Genomic DNA, 16,933 nt, shown 5'->3' with positions numbered 1-16,933 from the left:
ACTGTCTTTCTCTTTATTCCGGCCGTGCTGGCACCAGCACTTCGCGCTGGCCGCTGGCCGTCAGTGCGCTGACCAGCCCTGCTTTTTCCATCTGCTCCAGCAGATTGGCCGAACGGTTGTAGCCAATACGCAGCTTGCGCTGCACGTAGGAAATACTGGCCTTGCGGTCTTTCAGCACAATTTCCACGGCCTGGTCATACATGGGGTCACGCTCTCCGCCGACTTCGCCGTCGCCGTCCACGCCGCCCTCTTCAGAGGTGGCGGCCTCCAGCACGCCGTCGATGTAATCAGGCTCGCCCTGCTCTTTCAGATAACTTACCACGCGGTGCACTTCATCGTCCGACACAAACGCGCCGTGCACGCGGATGGGCAGACCTGTGCCGCTGGCCATGTAGAGCATGTCCCCCATGCCCAGCAGGCTCTCGGCACCCATCTGGTCCAGCACGGTGCGGCTGTCAATCTTGGACGAAACCTGAAAAGCAATACGTGTCGGAATGTTGGCCTTGATCAGGCCGGTAATCACGTCCACGCTGGGGCGCTGCGTGGCCAGAATCAGGTGGATACCCGCTGCACGCGCCTTCTGGGCCAGACGGGCAATCAGCTCTTCAATCTTCTTGCCGACCACCATCATCAGGTCTGCCAGCTCATCGATCACGATGACGATGTGCGGCAGGCGGTCCAGCGGCTCGGGCTGCTCTGGCGTCAGGCTGAAGGGGTTGCCAATGCTCTCGCCCTTGGCCTTGGCTTCGCTGATCTTGGTGTTGTAGCCCGCCAGATTGCGCACGCCCAGCTTGGACATGAGCTTGTAACGGCGCTCCATCTCAGCCACGCACCAGTTCAGGCCGTTGGCAGCCTGTTTCATATCGGTCACCACAGGCGCCAGCAGGTGCGGAATGCCTTCGTAGACCGACATTTCCAGCATCTTGGGGTCGATCATGAGCAGGCGCACTTCCTTGGGGTCTGCCTTGTACAGCAGCGACAAAATCATGGCATTGATACCCACGGACTTGCCGGAGCCGGTCGTGCCCGCCACCAGCACGTGGGGCATCTTGGCCAGGTCAGCCACCACGGGTTTGCCTTCGATGTCCTTGCCCAGGCCAATGGTCAGCAGGCTCTTGGCCTCGTGGTAGACCTGCGAGCCCAGCACTTCCGACAGGCGAATCGACTGGCGCTTGGCATTGGGCAATTCCAGCGCCATGTAGTTCTTGCCGGGAATGGTCTCGATCACGCGGATAGACACCAGCGACAGCGAGCGCGCCAGATCCTTGGCCAGATTCACAATCTGCGAACCCTTCACGCCCGTGGCCGGTTCAATCTCGTAGCGCGTGACCACAGGGCCGGGCGTGGCCTGCACCACGCGCACTTCCACGCCAAAGTCCTTGAGCTTTTTCTCAATCAGGCGGCTGGTCATCTCCAGCGTCTCAGGAGCGACGGTTTCCTGCTTGACCGGAGCGGCATCGAGCAGATCAATCTGCGGTAGGTGACCGTCCTGCATCTGCGTGTCCTGAAACAGCGGCTTCTGGCGCTCCTTGAGCACGCGCTCACTGGGCACTGCAGGCGCTGCCGTGGGGGTGATGATGAGCACAGGTTCGTGCTGGTGCACGTCATCCAGCTCCTGGCGCACTTCTTCCACCACTTTTTCACGCTCACGCGCGGCCTTGCGGCCTTCGGCCGTGTCCTTGATCTTTTCGCGCTTTTGCTGGTTCAGGCGCACCGCCGCTTCAATGGCCGCGCCCAGCTTTTCTGCCACGCTGCCCCAGGAAAAGCGGAACACCAGAGCCAGGGCCAGCACCATCAGCACAATGCCAATCAGGCCCGAGCCCGTAAAGCCCAGCCAGCGCACCGCCCCCAAGCCCAGCGCATAACCAAGCACGCCACCGGCATGGCCGGGCAGCAGGTCTTCAAAACGGTACAGGCGCGACCACTCCAGCATGCAGCTCACGGCCAGCAGCAAGCCCACACCGGCCCACCACTTCATGCGCTCACGCACAGAGGTGATTTCCATGCTCTGCCCGCGCACCCAGCGCAAGGCAGAACTGCCCAGCGTATAGCCCGCAATCAGCAGCAGCCACCACACGGACATGCCAAAACCAAAATAGCAGGCATCCGCCAGCAGCGCGCCCGAGCGGCCCAGCCAGTTATGGACGATGCCGCCATCACCGCTGCCCGAGGTAGACCATGCCGGATCGGTGCCGGAATAGCTCAACATGGCCAGCAGCCAGAACAGCAATCCCAGAGCACCTGCGATCAGGCAGATCTCATGACCAAACCGCGCCAAGCCATATCTGGGCGCAGATGGTGAAGAATTGGCATTCAATGCATTCGAGGAATAAGTCATACGCAGGCGGGAGCTTACCTTAGGCGCGCAGCCCACTACACAAACGGTTGCAACGCCAGTGCAAGCACTTGCAACATACAGGGCACTGTCTGACAGACGTGACGCTATACAAGCCTGTCCGCACACTGCTTGCCCTGGCTCAACAGGCTGGCAGTTCCCTGTCGCAAGCAGCCTGTGTTTACAGGCATGCGCCGCAGGGACTCCGCCAGCTTTCTACAATGCCAGCGTATCCCATGCAAGCCATGACTGTGGCATGCATCTGGGCTGGCCCGTGTGTTCAACCGTGTTGCGCCAAGTGCGCAGCACCTTCTTCGAAAAGCAACATGTCCACCAACCAACACGCCAAAGTTCTGATCCTGGGCTCCGGCCCTGCCGGTTACACCGCTGCCATCTACGCTGCGCGTGCCAACCTCAACCCCATGCTGGTCACGGGCATGGCGCAAGGCGGTCAGCTCATGACCACCACCGAAGTGGACAACTGGCCTGCCGACGTCAACGGCGTGCAAGGCCCTGAGCTGATGCAGCGCTTCATGGAGCACGCCGAGCGCTTCAAGGCCCAGCTGGTGTTTGACCACATCCACAGCGTGGATCTGTCCAAGCGCCCCTTCACCCTGCAGGGCGACAGCGGCACCTACACCTGTGACAGCCTGATCATTGCCACCGGCGCATCGGCCAAGTACCTGGGCCTGCCCTCCGAAGAAGCCTTCATGGGCCGTGGCGTTTCCGGCTGCGCGACCTGCGACGGTTTCTTCTACCGCGACCAGCCCGTGTGCGTGGTCGGCGGCGGCAACACCGCCGTGGAAGAGGCGCTGTACCTGTCCAATATTGCCTCCAAGGTCACTGTCATCCACCGCCGCGACAAGTTCACGGCCGAGCCCATCCTGGTCGACAAGATGATGGACAAGGTCAAGGAAGGCAAGATTGAGCTCAAGACCCACTTCACACTGGATGAAGTGCTGGGTGACCAGTCGGGCGTGACGGGCGTGCGCATCAAGCACACGCAGGATGGCCACACCGAAGACATCACGCTGCAAGGCTGCTTCATCGCCATCGGCCACTCGCCCAACACCGAGATCTTCAAGGGTCAGCTGGAGATGGAAAACGGCTACATCGTCACCCAGGGCGGTCACAAGGGCTTTGCCACACAGACCAGCGTGCCCGGCGTGTTTGCTGCGGGTGACGTGCAGGACAGCGTCTACCGCCAGGCCATCACCAGCGCAGGCACGGGCTGCATGGCAGCACTGGATGCCCAGCGCTTCCTGGAACAGGAATAAACGGCCGCGCACAGGTAATACCCTGCAGCCTTAGGCCCATTTAGACAAAGCCCGTATAATCGCGGGCTTTGCTGCATTTGGCCTTGGCGCACCAGCGTCTGGCACACGGTGCTACAAATCGGGTTACCGCCACCCATTAATTGGCGAGGTGAGGTTGTCGACACATTGCTTTGCGCAACACAGAGCCCCGGAGTCGGCGGCCGTTTCAAATATCGGAGTGTCCAAATGGCACGCGTATGTGAAGTTACGGGCAAGAAGCCCATGGTGGGCAACAACGTTTCCCACGCCAACAACAAGACCAAGCGTCGTTTCCTGCCTAACCTGCAGTACCGTCGTTTCTGGGTTGAGAGCGAAAACCGCTGGGTGCGTCTGCGCGTTTCTAGCGCTGCTCTGCGCCTGATCGACAAGAACGGCATCGACTCCGTGCTCGCAGACATGCGCGCCCGTGGCCAGGCTTAATTTCCACTGAAGGAGAATCAACATGGCTTCCAAAGGCGGACGCGAAAAGATCAAGCTGGCTTCGACTGCTGGCACAGGTCACTTCTACACCACGACCAAGAACAAGAAGACGATGCCTGAAAAGATGTCGATCATCAAGTTCGACCCCAAGGCTCGCAAGCACGTCGAGTACAAGGAAACCAAACTGAAGTAATTCAGTCCTTGCGTTTACAAAAAAACCGCCTTCGCATCTGCGCTGGCGGTTTTTTGTTGCCTGCGTGCCCGGCAGTGGCTTGTACGCTGCCTACAATCAGTGCTGTGACCAGCTGCTTCAGCTGGTCACATACGTTCTCAGGGCGGGGTGCAATTCCCCACCGGCGGTAAGCAGCCCTGACTGCAAGCCCGCGAGCGCCTGGATGGCTCCAGCCATGCAGGGTCAGCAGATCTGGTGTAACTCCAGAGCCGACGGTCAAAGTCCGGATGAAAGAGCAACGTGAAGATAGTTCTCTCCCAGCCGAGAGGCCTGTGTGCGCATGCACGCTGGTCTTTCTGCTATGTCTGCCTTCGCGCGCCCTGATTCATTTGTTGTTCTCTCTTGTACAGACACAGACCATGAATCAGACCATGACCCACACCATTGCTTCCAACGCAGCCTTGCAACAGGCCCGCATCGCCATCATCAGCGCCAACTGGCACAGCGATGTCGTGCACCAGGCCCGCGATGCCTGCGCACGCCAGCTGCAGACGCTCGGCGTAGCGCCCGCCCGCATCCATCAGATTGAAGTCCCCGGTGCCTTTGAAATTCCGCTGATGGTCAAGAAGTTGGCCGAATCTGGCAAGTTTGACGCAGTGATTGGCTGCGCCGTGATTGTGAATGGTGGCATCTACCACCATGAGTTTGTCTCAACCGCCGTGGTTGATGGTCTGATGCGCGTACAGCTAGGCACCGGCGTGCCTGTCTTCTCGGTAGCACTGACGCCCTACAATTTCCAGCCTTCGGAAGACCTGCAAGGCTTCTTCCGCCAGCATTTCATCAAAAAGGGGATGGAAGCTGCCGATGCCTGCGCGCAGACACTGGCAGCACATGCGAATGTTGACGCCCTGCTCAGCGAAACAGTACAGGCCTGAATCACACCCCAGACTCGCTGCGGCCCCGATGGGGCCGATGGCATCACAGCAGCTCCAGCACTTTCTCCGGTGGACGGCACAGTGCCGCCCCCTTGGGGGTGACGACGATGGGGCGGTTGAGCAGCACCGGGTGCTGGGCCACAGCCATGATCAGCTGCTCATCCGTCACCGCTGGGTTGTCCAGCCCCAGTTCCTTGAACACAGCTTCCTTGCTGCGCAGCAGCTCACGCACGGGAACACCAATGTGAGCCACCAGCTCCGACAGCTCAGGCGCCGTCAACGGCGTGGCGATGTAATCCACGATATTTGGCTCAATGCCCTTGTCACGCAGAATTTGCAGGGCGCCGCGCGAATTGCTGCAGCGGTTGTTGTGAAAAATGGTGATGTCGCTCATAGGATGCCTAGTCTATGCGCTGCGCGCGGCTTTGAAGCCGCCAATACCCAGCAGCAGCCAGGCCAGCATCAGACAGCTGCCACCCCAGGGCACCAAAGGACGAAAAGCCTCAACCCCAGTCAGTGTGCGCAGATAGATCAAGCCACTGAACAAGAGCACACCCAGCACAAACAGCCCGCCAGACGCACAGATCCAGCGATTGCCGCGCCCTGTAAGCGCCAGCATGCCCACACCCAGCAAGGCCAGCGCATGGAACATCTGCTGCTGTACAGCCATCTGCAGCGAAGCGCGTGTGGCCTCTCGCACCGTAGCATCTGCAATAAAGCCCAAACCATGCGAAGCATAGGCGGCCATGGCCACGCCCGTCACACCCAACAAGGCTGCCGCAGGAATCCAGAATTTGTACATAAAAGCTTTCAATCTGTCATGACCGCAACTTGCTGCGGCTTCGAAACAGGGCTTGCCTGGGCTACAGCCACCAGCGATGGCTGGCGCAGCGCCTCGACACGGTCACGCAGATCCTGGGCCCATACCCGGCGATCCCGGCCATTGGCTTTTTCTGGTGTGCCATAGCGGACCACTGCTACTAGGTGCTCGGTCTGAATGGTGCGCCACAGGCTGCGCAGCATGGGCTCGTCTTCATAGGCCTCGCAGGGCACAAAGGAGCGCTCACCCGTGCGTGCATCCACAAAGGTCATGGCTACGGGCTGCACGGCTGCATCGGCATCAATGGCAGCCTGCAGCATATTGCCGTGAAACGGCAGCAGTTCACGACCATTGCCTGTCGTGCCTTCGGGGAAGACGGTGAGGATGTCACCGTTGCGCAGCGCCTGCGTCATGCTCTGCACCGTGCGCTGCGTGTCACGGCGCGAGCTGCGCTGCACAAACAGCGTGCCCGCCGCACGTGCCAGATGGCCGACGATGGGCCAGTTGGCAATCTCTGCCTTGGAGATAAAACGGCAGTGGCGTGCCGCATGCAAAGTGGGAATATCCAGCCAGGACTGGTGGTTGGCCACCAGCAGCACAGGACCCTGTGCCACAGGCTGTCCCTCGATGTGCAGCGCAATACCTGCCCTGCTTAAAAACTCTCGTGCCCAGTTTTCCACCATGCGCTGCTGTTGCTGCGTATCCAGATGGTCAAGTCCCTGGCGTGCGGTGCGCACACCCTTGAGTGCATGCCACAGCATGCGCGAAAAACGTCCAACTGCACGCAGAGTTCCTGCCATCAAGCTCTCCCACTTTGTGTTTACGGTTACACCCTCTTGTTCATCCTCAGCACACGGCTGCGCACTCGCACGCAACGGCTCTACAGCCACCAGCAAGCCAAAGCCTGCCGGTGGTGCGATCAAGGCTTAGTTGCGCTCAAACGCGATATGGCCATTGACCATGGTCAGCTGCACGCGTGCAGGCACTTCATAGCCAGTGAACGGTGTGCTCTTGCCCTGGCTGACCAGGGCCTGTGGCGTGACAGTCCATGCCTGCTGTGGGTTGACCACGCACAGGTCGGCCACGCCGCCTTCTACCAGCTGACCCAGGCTGGCCTGCAAGGTTCCCAGCGCGCTGCCCAGCAGACGTGCAGGAGCAGCGGTCACCACTTCCAGCGCACGCAGCAGCGGCACATTCTGGTCTTGCGACCATTTGACAGCCAGCGACAGCAGCAGTTCCACGCCGGTGGCACCGGCTTCTGCTTCTGCAAAAGGCAGCACCTTGGCGTCATCATCGACCGGGCAGTGGTCAGACACCAGCGCATCAATCGTGCCATCGGCCAGGGCAGCAGACAGCGCCTCGCGGTCGCGCTGCTGGCGCAGCACGGGAATCAGGCGTGCGCTGCTTTCAAAGTAGCCGATGTCATTTTCCGTCAGATGCAGGCTGTTGATGGACACGTCTGCCGTCACATTCATGCCCTCGGCCTTGGCCTTGCGCACCAGCTCCACGCCAGCGGCGCTGGAAATACGGCACAGGTGCACGCGGGTCTGCGAGCCACGGATCAGCTCAAAAATCGTGTGCAGGGCAATGGTCTCGGCCGCCACAGGCACGCCGGACAAGCCCATGCGTGTGGCCAGCGCACCGCTGGCAGCCACGCCCTTGCCCAGGTCCTTATCCTGGGGACGCAGCCACACGGCATAGCCAAAGGTGTTGGCGTAGCTCAGCGCACGGCTGAGCGTGGTGATGCTGGACAGGGGCGTATCCGCCTGACCAAAGGCCACGCAGCCTGAATCAGACAGCTCTGCCATTTCCGTCAGCACTTCACCCTGGAGGCCCTTGGTCAGCGCCCCCATGGGGAAGACGCGCGACTGGTGCAGCTTTTCAGCACGCAGCTTGAGCATTTCCACCAGTCCCTGCTCGTCCAGCACGGGGTCGGTATCAGGCAGGCACACAAGGCTGGTCACACCACCAGCCACGCTGGCCGCCATTTCGGACGTCAGCATGTCTTCGTGCTCATGACCGGGTTCACGCAGGCGCACCGCCAGGTCCACCAGGCCGGGCAGTACCCACTGGCCAGAAGCATCAATCACACGGTCTGCTTCAAAGCCTGCAGGCAGCTGACCAATGGCCAGCACACGGCCAGAAGCCACGGCCACATCACATACCTGGTCAAAACCACGGGCCGGATCAATCACGCGGCCGTTTTGAATCAAGATTTTCATGGTTACATACCAAATTGGCCTCTAGCGCTTATCCAGCAAGCGCTAGTAGCTATCAAAACAATTACGCTTCGTTGCCTGCGACGATGGACATGACCGCCATACGCACGGCAATACCAAACGTCACCTGCGACAGAATCACGGCCTGCGGGCCATCGACCACGGCGGAGTCAATCTCCACGCCGCGGTTGATGGGGCCAGGGTGCATGACGATGGCATCGGGCTTGGCCAGTGCCAGGCGCTTTTCGGTCAGGCCAAAGCTCTTGAAGTATTCCTGGCTCGAAGGCAGCAGCGCGCCGCTCATGCGCTCGTTCTGCAAACGCAGCATGATGATGACGTCGCAGTCCTTGATACCTTCTTCCAGGTTGTGGAAGACGCGCACGCCCATGCTGCTCATGTCGGAGGGCACCAGGGTACGAGGCCCCACCACGCGCACTTCAGCAGCGCCCAGCGTGGTCAGCGCATGGATGTCAGAGCGCGCCACGCGCGAGTGCAGCACATCGCCCACGATGGCCACGCGCAGGTTGGAGAAGTCCTTCTTGTAGTGACGGATGGTGTACATGTCCAGCAGACCCTGTGTGGGGTGTGCGTGACGGCCGTCACCGGCATTGACCACGTGCACATGGGGTGCCACGTGCTGGGCAATCAGGTAAGGCGCACCGGACTCGCTGTGGCGCACGACAAAAATATCGGCCGCCATGGCCGAGAGGTTGTCGATGGTGTCCAGCAGGGTCTCGCCCTTGGCGGTCGAGGAGCGGGCAATGTCCAGATTGAACACGTCAGCCGACAGGCGCTTGGCCGCGATCTCAAACGTGGTGCGCGTGCGTGTACTGTTTTCAAAGAACAGATTGAACACGCTCTTGCCACGCAGCAGCGGCACTTTCTTGACTTCACGGTCATTGACGCTGACGAAGTTCTCAGCGGTGTCCAGAATTTGGGTCAGGATGTCTTTGGACAATCCCTCCGTGGAGAGCAGGTGGATCAGCTCGCCGTTCTTGTTCAGTTGGGGGTTGTTGCGCTTGTACAGCACGTTCATGCCTCTTTGACTTCAAATTGGAAGGTGCCGTCTTCTGTGCGTGCCAGCGCCAGCGACTGGCTGGCGGGCAGCGCCACGCGTGCGGCGGCAAATTCGGCGGCCACTGGTAGCTCACGGCCACCACGGTCCACCAGCACGGCCAGGCGCACGCTTGCTGGGCGGCCATAGTCGTACAGCTCGTTCAAAATGGCACGCACGGTGCGGCCGGTGTAGAGCACATCGTCCAGCACCAGAATGTCAGCGCCGTTCACATCAAAGTCCAGCTGTGTCTGCACGCTCTGCGCCATGCCACGCTGAGCAAAGTCATCGCGGTGCAGGGCCGAGGACAGCACGCCGGGCTTGCCGGGCAGGCCCAGGTCCTTGTGCAGTCGTTCTGCCAGCCAGGCACCACCCGAGGCCACGCCTGCCAACTGGGTGTTCGGTCCCATCAGACTGCGCACGCCGCGCAGCAGCTCACGGTACAGGGCTTCGGCGTCCAGCACCAAAGAACCAGCGGAAAGACTCATGCAATGCTCCTCAAAAATTGCTCCAGGATGATGCATGCCGACGCAGCATCGGCATCTTTGGCACCACCGGCCAGGGCTTCGGTAGTACTGTAGCGCTCATCCACTTCATAAACAGGCAGGTTAAAGCGCCCGCGCAGCTGGCGGCCAAACTTCAGCGCCTTGGCCGTGTTCTCGTGCGGTGCGCCATCCGGGTGGTAAGGCACACCAATGACCAGCGCCTGTGGCTGCCACTCCTTGATCAGTTTCTCAATGGCTGCAAAGCGTGCATCTGCGCCTTCGGCCTTGATGGTGGGCAGCGGACTGGCTGCGCCAAACACACGGTTGCCCGAAGCGCAGCCCGTGCGCTTGGTGCCGAAGTCAAAGGCCAGTAACTGCTGCACATGCGCAGGAATGACCACGGCCTTGTCAGCAGCATTGCCGGGCCGTGGAAGGGAAGTATCGGGGGTCATGCGCGACCTGCTTCGGGAGAGAGCATCCAGGGCTGCAGGCCCAGCAGGCTCAAGGCTTTGTTGTAGCGCTCTTCGGCGGGGGTGTCGAAGATCACCTGGGGATCGGCGTGCACCGTCAGCCAGGCGTTTTCACCCAGCTCGGACTCCAGCTGTCCTTCACCCCAGGAGGCATAGCCCAGCGTGACCAGCACGCGGCGTGGGCCCGCGCCATTGGCAATGGCTTCCAGCACGTCCTTGGAGGTGGTCATCTCCAGCCCTCCAGGCACGGTCAGCGTAGAGGCATAGGCAGACTGGTTGGCTTCCGCGCCTTCGATGATGATGGGGTCGTGCAGTACAAAGCCGCGATCGGTCTGCACAGGGCCACCACGGAAGACCATGTCTTCCTGCAGGTCCTCTCGCCCCATGGGCAGATCGATCTTGCGCAGCAAGGATTGCAGACTCAGCGTGGAAGGCTTGTTGATGATCAGACCGAGCGCACCGCGCTCGTTGTGTTCACACAAATACACCACGCTGCGGGAAAAGGACTCATCCTCCAGATTGGGCATGGCAATCAGGAAGTGGTGCGTCAAATTGATAGGCGCAGATTCAGCGGGCATAACCGCGTATTTTAGCGATGATCCATGCGCCATTTGGCAGTGCCACACAAGCCCCTGCAGCCCTGAAAGCAAGAAAAAAGAGAGCTGCCAGCGCTTGAAATTACTTGATTTCAGAATGCTTTCCATCTGAAATCCTTGAATAACAAGCGCTAGCAGCTCTCTTTATAAGAGCAGTCTTATTCGCTACGTACAGCGACAGCATCTTCCTGCGGCTCAGGCAAAGGCTTGCCCACTGCATAGTGGTGCACCAGCGCCATGAGTTCGTCGTCTGAGTACGGCTTACCCAGGTAGTGGTTGGCACCAAGCTCCATGGCATGGTCACGGTGCTTCTGGGCAATACGCGAGGTAATCATGATCACCGGCAGGTGCTGCAGACGCTCGGCAGCACGGATGCTGCGCAGCAGATCAAAACCGTCCATGCGCGGCATTTCAATATCGGACAGCACCACGCTGGGCAGTTCTTCGCCCTGCAGCTTGTCCAGCGCCTGCAGGCCATCGTTGGCGGTGATGACGCGGTAGCCTTCGCGCTGCAGCAGGCGCTGCGACACACGGCGCACGGTGATGGAGTCGTCCACCACCATGACCAGCGGCACCTGGCTCGATGGCTGCACGCCGGTGACGGGCTCGGCAGGCGCTGCTTCGCGCTGCAGCTGCTTGGCGGTCTGCTCGTCCAGCACGGCGGGCAAGCCCTTGCCCAGTTCACGGATCTGCGCACCGTACACCGTGGTCAGCGCCACAGGGTTGTAGATCAGCACCACAGCACCAGAGGCCAGCACCGACATGCCAGTCAGACCAGGCAGGCGAGACATTTGCGCGCCCAGCGGCTTGATCACCACTTCCTGCTGGCCCAGCACTTCATCCACGTGCAATGCAATGCGCTGCGAGGCGCTTCGGATCAGCACCACAGGCCGTGTCTTGCCTGCGCCATCGTCCACACTGCGGGGTGACTGGCTCCAAACGGCACCGGCCCAGTAGAACGGAATGCGCTCGTCGCCTTCCATCAGTTCGCCGCTGCGGTAGGCGGCTTCCAGATCCGCCATGCTCACACGGCGCACGACTTCCACCAGGCTGGCTGGCACACCTACGGAGAAGCTACCAGCACGTAGCATCACAACCTGCGTCACCGCCGTGGTCAGTGGCAGCACCAGCCGGAAGGCAGAGCCCTGGCCGGGCAGGGTGTGCGTTTCAATACGGCCACCAAGCGCCTGCACTTCGGAGCGCACCACATCCATGCCAATACCACGGCCCGACACGCCTGTGACCTGCTGCGCCGTCGTAAAGCCGGGCATGAAGATCAGCTGGGCTGCGCGTGCGGCATCCACCACCTCATCAGCAGTGATCAGCCCCTGTGCCAGTGCCTTGTCGCGGATACGCTCCACATTCAGGCCTGCGCCGTCATCGTGGAAGCTCACCGCTACGTCATTGCCTTCCTGCTGCACCTGCACGCTGATGGTGCCGCTGGCAGGCTTGCCCGCTGCGGTGCGCAGCTCGGGCTTTTCAATACCGTGGTCCACGCAGTTGCGCAGCAAATGCTCAAACGCAGGCACCATGCGCTCGAGCACGCCACGGTCCATTTCAATGGTGCCACCCGTCAGGCCCAGCTTGACCTGCTTGCCGGTTTCCTTGGACGTGCGGCGTACCACGGCATACAGACGCTCAGAGATAGCGTCGAACTCCACCATGCGCGTGCGCAGCAAGTCACGCTGCAGCTCACGGGACTGACGGCCCTGGGCAATCAGATCGTCTTCCGCCGCGTCCACATCCCGCTGCAGACTGCGCTGCACCGTGGCCACGTCGTTGACCGACTCGGCCATCATGCGCGTGAGCTCCTGCACACGCGTGAAACGGTCAAACTCGAGCGGGTCAAAGTCTGCACCGGCTTCCTTGGCCAGCTGCATGCGCGACTGCATCTGTGACTCGGCCTGCACCTCCACATCACGCAGCTGCTGGCGCAGCTTGTCCAGATTGACCGACAGGTCCTGCAGCGAATGCTTGATGCTATGCATGCGCACATCCAGACGCGAACGCGCAATCAGCACCTCACCCGCTTCGTTGATCAGGCGATCCAGCAGCTGCGAGCGCACGCGCACCGTCTGTTGGCTGGCTGCACGTGCCGCATCCTGCACCGCGGGTGCTGCTGCCCCTGCAGGTGTAGCGTCTGTCCATGCGGTGTACTGCGGCTGCGCTGTGGCAGGTGGTGATGCTTCCTCCACCTCGACGGGCACAGGCTGCTTGAGCTGCTCTGCCCCTCCAGCTTCGCCTTGCGCGCACAGTGCCCGAAAGCCTGCTTCCATGGCATCCAGGCGCGCAAACAGGGGGTCGATCCGCTCAGCCGATGCGGTCTCAGCATCCAGCGCCTCCACCGCTGACTCCAGGCGGTGGGCCATTTCACCCAGACGCATGGCACCTGCAAGGCGTGAGCTGCCTTTGAAGGTGTGCAGGGCACGCAGCAGGGTATGGCGTGCCTCTGTACGCGCCGGGTGCGCGCTCCATTCACGCATGGCTGCGCCGATGGTGGGCAACAGCTCCATGGCCTCTTCCTCAAAGATGGGGAAGAGGTCGGGGTCGATGGCATCAACGGCTTCAATCTCGTCATCATCCAGCGCCACAGCATGCACGACGGGCTGCTGCTCCATGGCTGGAACCACAGGCTCTGGCTCAGGTGCAGTCGCCAGCTGCTCTGCAACCGTGGGCGTAGCGGCCGCCTCCACGTCTGCCTGCACTTGTGCCGGTGCCTGGCTGAGCAGTGCGCTATCGAGTATGTGCTGCAGCTGCGCATGCAGCTGCTCGGAGGCAGTCGGCAGCACGCCAGCAGCAAACTGGTGCAGCATGGAGCGAATTTCCTCTGCAGCGCTCACAAACACCTGCACCTGTTCGGCCACGCCATGCGGCTGTGGTGCCACATGCTGCAGAGCATGCTCGAGTTTGCGCGCCAAGCCAGACAGTGCAGCAAAGCCTACAGTGGCGGAACTGCCAGCCAGCGAATGCGCCCAGGCATTGACCATGTCTGGCTGCGCTTCGTGCAGTTCGGACTGCCAGCCTGTCAGGGCCGCCAGCAGTCGGGCAGACCACTCTTCAGCCTCGCCCAGATAGACATTGAACAGCGGCAGCGAGACGGCAACATCACCAATCTGCTTGATTTCCACAGCAGGTGTAGCGGGTGCTTCCTGCTCTTGCTGTGCAACAGGCACTGCTTCGGCCTCAGGCTCCATTTCCTGCTCGGCTGGCATGGCCTGCATGGTTTCAGCAGCGTCCGTCTGCAGCTGTAGTGCTTCCAGTTCAGGCAGCTCCAGCACCTGCGGCACCTCGGCAGCCTCTGGCTCCTGCGGCTGCACAGATGCAGGCTCCGCACTGCTTTGCGGCCCATCCTCTGAGGCCTTGAGCAGTGCATCAAACTCGTCAAAGCTGATTTCCTCCGCCACCGGAATGTCTGCAGCCGCCTCCTGGGTGCTCTGCGGCTCCAGAGCGGGTGCTGCGGCTTCGTCCTGCAGCAACAGCTCAGAGATATCGAGCTGCAGCGCTGACTCGCTGGCTTCCTCGTGCACCGCAGGCGCTGCTTCGGCTACGTCTTCCAGCGCAGCCACAGAAAGCGCGTCCACCTGCGCATCATCTGCAACTTCCAGCACCACACTCGGTGCCGCTGCCTGCTGGCCGCTGGCAGCATGAATGTCCAACGCAATCAGGCGACCTTCCAGCCGCATGGCATCTGCACTGGCCCGGAAAGGCGCAGATTGCCAGGACTGGGCAGCACCGGCCTCAATGGCTGCCACCCAGGCTTCAAATCCGTCCAGCGCCTGAGCTGCCAGCTGGCGCATGGGCGCAGGCATGGCTTTTTGCTCGGCCAGCCATGCATTGAGCATCTGCTCCATGGCCCAGCCTGCCTGCCCAAATTCGTCCAGCCCGACCATGCGCGAGCTACCCTTGAGGGTGTGGAAGGCACGGCGCAGCACCGTCTGCTCGCTCATATTGGCTGGGTCTTCGGCCAGCAGCTCCAGGGCTGCACGGCCATTGCCCACCACCTCGCGCGCTTCTTCCAGGAAGATGTCCAGCAGTTCGTCGTCCGAGTCTTCATGTGCGACTTCAAGCGGCGCTGCAGACGCAGCGTCTGCCTGTACGACGGGCTCTATGGACAATGCAGGCGCTGCTGGCTGGGGTGCAGACGCCGGTTCCGCAGCAGGCACAGGCGCTGACTCAGCTGCTGCCTCCGCCGCCTGCACTTCCTGCACTGCGGGCGCAGCAGGCTGCTTGAGGATGATGGGCTGGTCAATCTGCTGCACACGTGCCTGCAGCACTTCCTCAACGGGCTTGGCCACGGTCTCATCACCTGCACGCAGGCGCACACGCCCCATGAGCAGCTTGAGCTCGCCATCCTGCTCGTCAAACTCGTACAGCTTGCGGGCAATATTGCGTTGGTAGCCCAGCATGTCGATCAAAAAGCCCAATGCACCCAGGCTGTTGCCAATCTTGTCGAACAGCGTGCGCTGTTCGTCTTCCGGCATGTCTTCGGTCTGCAGGCGCTCCACATACTGGCGCATGCACACCATGGCCTGGGAAGCTGGCTCCAGCCCCAGCACCGACAGCACGCCACGCATCTGCGACAAATGGGTGGCGACGGCGCTGAGCATGGACTTGTCGTCCGGACTGCGGAAATACCGGTCGAGCAGCTTTTCGGTTTCGGCCAGCGTGCCACGCAGTTCCCCCACCACACTGCCCATGGTCTGCTGGTCGCTCACCTGACGATACAACTGCTCCATCCAAGGCTCCAGCGGCTGAGATGCGGCACCTGCCAGCACCGATGTCAGACGCTGAGCCAGCGTTGCTGCATGGGCGGACATGTCCTCATCACTGATGTCGAGTGAGGTCAACGCTGCCTGCAGATACAGCACGGCTGTTGCCACTTCCATGCCCACTTCAGGTGAAGGCGGCTGGTTGCGTGTGGCCACACTGCTGAGCACCTGCGTCAGCGCCTTGGCCAACCCCTGCCCACCGGGCATCAGCTTTTGCAGCGAATCACAGACCAGAGAGAACTGATCCACCGCAGGCTTGATCTTCTGCACGTTGCCACCAGCCAGTGCCGACCAGATTTCTGCTGCGGCCGCAATCCGCTTGCGTGCCTGCGCCAGCGCAGTAGGCTCAAAGCGCCCGAAGCGCACCTGCTCATAATCTACGGGGGTGTGCCGCTGCAGTCCGAAGGCGTCATAGACCGTCTTCCAGACCGTGGCATCCTGCGCCCCCGCGGCCGAGGTCCTGGCCTGTGCGCAGAAAAACAGCATGTCCTGCAGCAAGCGCTCCGGAGCCACTGGATCGCCCTTGGCCAGCGCCACAGACACCATCAGCACGCGCGATGCCACGCGCTTGGAGTAGATGTCCACCTTCAGCAGGCCATGGGCCATGGCATCGAAATAAGCTGCTGCTACCTTCCAGAAAATGCGCATCGGTGCTTCTGTCTGCGCCTGGGCATAGCCCAGACAGACGTCGCGCACGCGCATGCTGGATTGCGCAATATCGTCGCCACGCACGATCTGCAGCACGGCCGCATCCAGAATCTTGCGCTGCTGTGCGTCATACGCCAGCGGTGCACATTGCACGCCGAGTTCCGGATCACGCAGACGACGCTCAATCGGCCACAAGTCGGCAGGATGCACCTTGCCCTGGGCATCAAACAGGGCCTGCACATCACGGTACTGGGGGAACAGGGCCACCGCCGTAATCCGTTTGCCAGCCAGCACGGTCTCCAGAAACTCCAGCAAGGCAAAGCTGGCTTTTTCCAGTGTCTGGACCACGGCTTCCGTGCAATTTGCTGGTTTTTGCACATAATGCTGCACGGCTGCTTCCATGGAACGCAGCAGCAATGCAGCCTGCGGCATGCCCACCATTTCCAGAGCCCCGCAGGACTGGTGCAGATGCTGCTTGGCCATGCGCAAAGGGCTGCTGTCCAGCACTGCCAGGTCCGAGTCGCGCGCTGCCTCGGCTTCTCGGACAAAAAGTCGTGTGGCCTTGATGGCGCCGTCCAGCGACTTGCGGACCTCCTCCAGCACCCATGCCAATGGACCTAAATCGTGCTCCCCAAGGGAGTGCTGTGCTGCTGGTGCTGTGACTCGAGTGGTTGACATCATCTATCCTTGGCTT

General features: G+C 61.2%; 14 protein-coding genes and 1 riboswitch. Of the genes, 4 read left to right on the top strand and 10 right to left on the bottom strand.

Translation table 11 applies throughout. The annotated features are described in order from the left end of the window. Positions 1-13 precede the first annotated feature (13 nt). Positions 14-2,338 (bottom strand): DNA translocase FtsK, encoded by a 2,325-nt coding sequence (locus tag F7P80_RS07835; RefSeq protein ID WP_151043808.1) that lies wholly within the window; start codon positions 2,336-2,338, stop codon positions 14-16. Positions 2,339-2,661: 323 nt separating this feature from the next. Between F7P80_RS07835 and trxB the strand changes: the two genes are divergently transcribed. The 4 genes from trxB (at position 2,662) to F7P80_RS07815 (ending at position 5,178) form a co-directional block, all read left to right on the top strand. After that, positions 2,662-3,612 (top strand): thioredoxin-disulfide reductase, encoded by a 951-nt coding sequence (trxB, locus tag F7P80_RS07830; protein WP_054067537.1) that lies wholly within the window; start codon positions 2,662-2,664, stop codon positions 3,610-3,612. Between the two features lie 225 nt (positions 3,613-3,837). Next, a complete protein-coding gene (gene rpmB / locus F7P80_RS07825) occupies positions 3,838-4,071 on the top strand; it encodes a 50S ribosomal protein L28 (protein WP_003058229.1) in 234 nt (77 codons plus the stop codon). Positions 4,072-4,093: 22 nt separating this feature from the next. Further along, the gene (gene rpmG / locus F7P80_RS07820; protein ID WP_054067538.1) at positions 4,094-4,264 is read left to right on the top strand and encodes a 50S ribosomal protein L33; all 171 of its coding nucleotides are present in this window, start codon (positions 4,094-4,096) and stop codon (positions 4,262-4,264) included. Between the two features lie 129 nt (positions 4,265-4,393). Next, positions 4,394-4,547: riboswitch (FMN riboswitch) on the top strand. A 115-nt stretch (positions 4,548-4,662) separates the two neighbouring features. Continuing rightward, positions 4,663-5,178, top strand: a complete 516-nt coding sequence (locus F7P80_RS07815) for a 6,7-dimethyl-8-ribityllumazine synthase (RefSeq protein WP_428840860.1) — start codon at positions 4,663-4,665, stop codon at positions 5,176-5,178. A 43-nt stretch (positions 5,179-5,221) separates the two neighbouring features. On the opposite strand, the gene arsC is transcribed toward F7P80_RS07815, so the two are convergent. The 9 genes from arsC to F7P80_RS07770 form a co-directional block, all read right to left on the bottom strand. Then, positions 5,222-5,572: an arsenate reductase (glutaredoxin) gene (gene arsC / locus F7P80_RS07810; protein ID WP_054067539.1), complete on the bottom strand. Its 351-nt coding sequence runs from the start codon at positions 5,570-5,572 to the stop codon at positions 5,222-5,224. A gap of 12 nt (positions 5,573-5,584) precedes the next feature. Beyond that, the gene (locus F7P80_RS07805) at positions 5,585-5,980 is read right to left on the bottom strand and encodes a DUF423 domain-containing protein (RefSeq protein WP_054067540.1); all 396 of its coding nucleotides are present in this window, start codon (positions 5,978-5,980) and stop codon (positions 5,585-5,587) included. An 8-nt stretch (positions 5,981-5,988) separates the two neighbouring features. Then, a complete protein-coding gene (locus F7P80_RS07800; RefSeq protein WP_151043803.1) occupies positions 5,989-6,798 on the bottom strand; it encodes a lysophospholipid acyltransferase family protein in 810 nt (269 codons plus the stop codon). A 126-nt stretch (positions 6,799-6,924) separates the two neighbouring features. Then, positions 6,925-8,220, bottom strand: a complete 1,296-nt coding sequence (locus F7P80_RS07795; protein WP_151043801.1) for a dihydroorotase — start codon at positions 8,218-8,220, stop codon at positions 6,925-6,927. Positions 8,221-8,281: 61 nt separating this feature from the next. Beyond that, positions 8,282-9,247 carry an aspartate carbamoyltransferase catalytic subunit gene (locus F7P80_RS07790; protein WP_054067566.1) on the bottom strand — a complete coding sequence of 322 codons (966 nt, stop codon included), beginning with the start codon at positions 9,245-9,247 and terminating at the stop codon, positions 8,282-8,284. 2 nt (positions 9,248-9,249) lie between these two features. Then, positions 9,250-9,759, bottom strand: a complete 510-nt coding sequence (pyrR, locus tag F7P80_RS07785) for a bifunctional pyr operon transcriptional regulator/uracil phosphoribosyltransferase PyrR (RefSeq protein WP_054067542.1) — start codon at positions 9,757-9,759, stop codon at positions 9,250-9,252. Further along, positions 9,756-10,208 carry a Holliday junction resolvase RuvX gene (gene ruvX / locus F7P80_RS07780; protein WP_058880085.1) on the bottom strand — a complete coding sequence of 151 codons (453 nt, stop codon included), beginning with the start codon at positions 10,206-10,208 and terminating at the stop codon, positions 9,756-9,758. The genes pyrR and ruvX overlap by 4 nt, the downstream gene beginning before the upstream one ends. Further along, the gene (locus tag F7P80_RS07775) at positions 10,205-10,804 is read right to left on the bottom strand and encodes a YqgE/AlgH family protein (RefSeq protein ID WP_054067544.1); all 600 of its coding nucleotides are present in this window, start codon (positions 10,802-10,804) and stop codon (positions 10,205-10,207) included. The genes ruvX and F7P80_RS07775 overlap by 4 nt, the downstream gene beginning before the upstream one ends. 176 nt (positions 10,805-10,980) lie before the next feature. Continuing rightward, complete coding sequence (locus F7P80_RS07770; RefSeq protein WP_428840859.1) at positions 10,981-16,920, bottom strand: hybrid sensor histidine kinase/response regulator; 5,940 nt, start codon at positions 16,918-16,920, stop codon at positions 10,981-10,983. Positions 16,921-16,933 lie beyond the last annotated feature (13 nt).

Source organism: Comamonas kerstersii (assembly GCF_008801935.1).
Classification (GTDB): Bacteria; Pseudomonadota; Gammaproteobacteria; order Burkholderiales; family Burkholderiaceae_C; genus Comamonas; species Comamonas kerstersii.
This window is presented reverse-complemented; position numbering and strand designations above follow the sequence as displayed.

Coding starts and splice junctions, on each gene's coding strand:
- F7P80_RS07835 (WP_151043808.1), bottom strand. CDS start 2,338: ATGACTTATTCCTCGAATGCATTGAATGCCAATTCTTCACCATCTGCG.
- trxB (WP_054067537.1), top strand. CDS start 2,662: ATGTCCACCAACCAACACGCCAAAGTTCTGATCCTGGGCTCCGGCCCT.
- rpmB (WP_003058229.1), top strand. CDS start 3,838: ATGGCACGCGTATGTGAAGTTACGGGCAAGAAGCCCATGGTGGGCAAC.
- rpmG (WP_054067538.1), top strand. CDS start 4,094: ATGGCTTCCAAAGGCGGACGCGAAAAGATCAAGCTGGCTTCGACTGCT.
- F7P80_RS07815 (WP_428840860.1), top strand. CDS start 4,663: ATGAATCAGACCATGACCCACACCATTGCTTCCAACGCAGCCTTGCAA.
- arsC (WP_054067539.1), bottom strand. CDS start 5,572: ATGAGCGACATCACCATTTTTCACAACAACCGCTGCAGCAATTCGCGC.
- F7P80_RS07805 (WP_054067540.1), bottom strand. CDS start 5,980: ATGTACAAATTCTGGATTCCTGCGGCAGCCTTGTTGGGTGTGACGGGC.
- F7P80_RS07800 (WP_151043803.1), bottom strand. CDS start 6,798: ATGGCAGGAACTCTGCGTGCAGTTGGACGTTTTTCGCGCATGCTGTGG.
- F7P80_RS07795 (WP_151043801.1), bottom strand. CDS start 8,220: ATGAAAATCTTGATTCAAAACGGCCGCGTGATTGATCCGGCCCGTGGT.
- pyrR (WP_054067542.1), bottom strand. CDS start 9,759: ATGAGTCTTTCCGCTGGTTCTTTGGTGCTGGACGCCGAAGCCCTGTAC.
- ruvX (WP_058880085.1), bottom strand. CDS start 10,208: ATGACCCCCGATACTTCCCTTCCACGGCCCGGCAATGCTGCTGACAAG.
- F7P80_RS07775 (WP_054067544.1), bottom strand. CDS start 10,804: ATGCCCGCTGAATCTGCGCCTATCAATTTGACGCACCACTTCCTGATT.
- F7P80_RS07770 (WP_428840859.1), bottom strand. CDS start 16,920: ATGATGTCAACCACTCGAGTCACAGCACCAGCAGCACAGCACTCCCTT.